Source organism: Candidatus Desulfolinea nitratireducens, from assembly GCF_982879505.1.
The window spans coordinates 1-2,401 of the sequence record NZ_CEYOSI010000337.1 but is presented as its reverse complement, the minus strand read 5'-3'; the positions used below and the strand labels follow the sequence as shown (position 1 = coordinate 2,401).

General features: G+C 47.2%; 3 protein-coding genes. All 3 read right to left on the bottom strand.

From position 1 onward, the window contains the following. A partial coding sequence (locus AC3DOM_RS17485) for a nucleoside-diphosphate sugar epimerase/dehydratase (RefSeq protein WP_487920321.1) occupies window positions 1-896 on the bottom strand: 896 nt, incomplete at its 3' end. Then, window positions 889-1,875: a glycosyltransferase family 2 protein gene (locus tag AC3DOM_RS17480; protein ID WP_487920320.1), complete on the bottom strand. Its 987-nt coding sequence runs from the start codon at window positions 1,873-1,875 to the stop codon at window positions 889-891. The genes AC3DOM_RS17485 and AC3DOM_RS17480, both read right to left, overlap by 8 nt. A gap of 45 nt (window positions 1,876-1,920) precedes the next feature. Further along, on the bottom strand, window positions 1,921-2,401 hold a 481-nt coding region (locus tag AC3DOM_RS17475; protein ID WP_487920319.1), incomplete at its 5' end, for a sensor histidine kinase.

Genomic DNA, 2,401 nt, shown 5'->3' with positions numbered 1-2,401 from the left:
AGGTCAATCAATCGTTTTCCAAGTTCGTAGAAGCTGCTGACACGGGTTTCATCAACAAAGGAGCGAATCAACCAATCCGATTCAAGATGATGAATGGGAACACGCCCTGTGATTTCTTCATACATCGTGGGCATCCGTGTTACAGCTACACCGCTTTCCTGTGCATCCAGTATTGTTTGAAAAGTACTCCCCAACATTGCTCCAGTAATGGCAACAACAATATCGCTGATATTTTTCTCTTCAATAATCTTTAGCAAATTACTATTGCTCCCCAAAACTTGAAATCCCTCAACTTTTGTGCCAATCTTATTTGGATCATCATCCAGGAATCCTACCAGGAGGAACGGCTTTGGAAATAGCTCTTGATAAGCCTTTGATAATGTTACACCAGCCTTGCCTGCGCCAACGATCAAAATGCGACGCGCCAATCCCTGTGATGTGTAAAGTCGAATATATGCCAGACGCCAAATCCATGTCAGCAAAGCGGCAAGCAATAAAAATGCACCGATCACAATCCTGGGTAATGACGAGGGATTTACAAGGGTGATGAAAACCAATGCATAGCCAATCAAACCTATACCTGCCGCAATGACAATGCCACGCTCTGTTTTTCTCCTGTTGGCAGCGATCAGGGGCTCATAGAGTTCGATCAAAAGTAATAACCAGATCAGGGGTAAAAAATATACCCAGGCCTGGATATTTATGCTGAATATTTTTTCAGCCCTTCCCTCTGTAATACCTGTCGCAAGTAGTACTCTCCAGGAATACTCTCTCCAAATAAGGAGTGAGGATGCCAATGCAATCACGGAGGCGAGCAAATCCCCAAATACCAAAAGGGCGCGCTGTTCAGCATTGCCCAAGCGGATCGTGGTGGGACGCGATAAATTTTCAGCCATTCATTTTTACCTTTGACAAAGATCCAACCAGGCTCCACAGCAACCCGGAACCCCAGGAAATATGCATCGTTGAGATAGCCAGCGGAAAACCAAATTTCTTTTCCTTTACGGCTGCCAATGTGAGAATAAAGGAATAAAGAAACAGCTCTACTGCTAAAAGAAGGAAAATAAAAGGATAGAAAATGCCAAGTAATAATAATCCTAAAATGCTCAAAACAAAAACTGGGGGCAGGGCTTGTCGCCAGCGCAGAGTCTTGGGATATCGGCGAAGCATCTGCCATTTCCAAAAACCATAACGCCAATATTGGATCGATAATGCCTTTATTGTCGGGCGGGCAAAATAGATCGAGCGGATAGCGGGATCAAGCCAGATCTTTCCACCAGCCTGACGGATGCGGGCATTGAATTCGTAATCTTCGTTGGAAAGCAGGGTTTCATCAAAGAGACCGATCCGCTCAATCAGCTCACACCGAAACGCGCCAAAGGGAACTGTATCCACCTCCTGGGCTTGTGTAGCATGCCGATAAAGCGCATCCCCCACCCCAAGCGGATGGGCCGCCGCCGCGGCTATGGAGGCAGCCACCCAACCCCCGGCTCCCGGCTGAATATCCCAAACCCCACCGACATTATCCCCTCGTCCCGCGGTCAATGCATCCACGGAGAGAGAGACGTAGTCTGGATTGGGGGCGGAGTGAGCATCCAATCGGACGATGATCTCACCGCTTGCGGTGCCAATAGCCAGGTTCAGACCAGCTGGTATTATTCGGGCAATGTTATCGATAACGGTCAACTCCAGATCGGGATGCAGATCCCTAAAAGCGGCAATCTTTTCACGGGTCTTGTCTTCAGAGAGACCATCGGCAATGATTACTTCCATCTGCTCACGCGGATAGGTTTGCGCCAAGATCGCATCCAGCAAATTCTGGATGGTCTTTTCTTCATTGTAGCATGGGATGATAATCGAAACGGTTGGCAGCATTTTCAAAAAATTACGCAATACGAATTGTATTGCGCGTTGTGCAGATTATTTTCTGCGAGAGATAATTGTAGTCGCATCAACCTGCGCGACAGGCAAGGTAAGGTTAAAAATCGACCCTTCATTCACTTTGCTATAGGCCGTAATTTTACCACCATGTGCCTGAACAATCTCCTTCGCAATCGCCAAACCGAGTCCACTGCTATCTTTGCCTTTCCTGTTGCGGGAAAGATCAGCTTGATAAAAACGCTCGAAAATATGAGGGAGATTTTCGGGAGGGATACCCCTCCCTGAATCCGCTACGCTGACCTTAAGCGAACCTCCGACATCTTCAGCCTCGACACGGATCGTTCCGCGCGCGGAGGTATGCTTGAGCGCATTATCGATCAAATTGGTAAAAACCTGTGAAAGCCGATCTCCATCTCCCATCATCGAGGGTAAATCCGGCGTATTGATTTGAAGATCAACGTCCTTTTCTTTAGCACGAAGAGAAAATTTTTCACCTGAATTTCGCAGCAAAGCAGATAAG

Bases quoted from the DNA above. Each gene is read 5' to 3' on its own strand.
- AC3DOM_RS17480 (WP_487920320.1), bottom strand. From the start codon at position 1,875: ATGCTGCCAACCGTTTCGATTATCATCCCATGCTACAATGAAGAAAAG.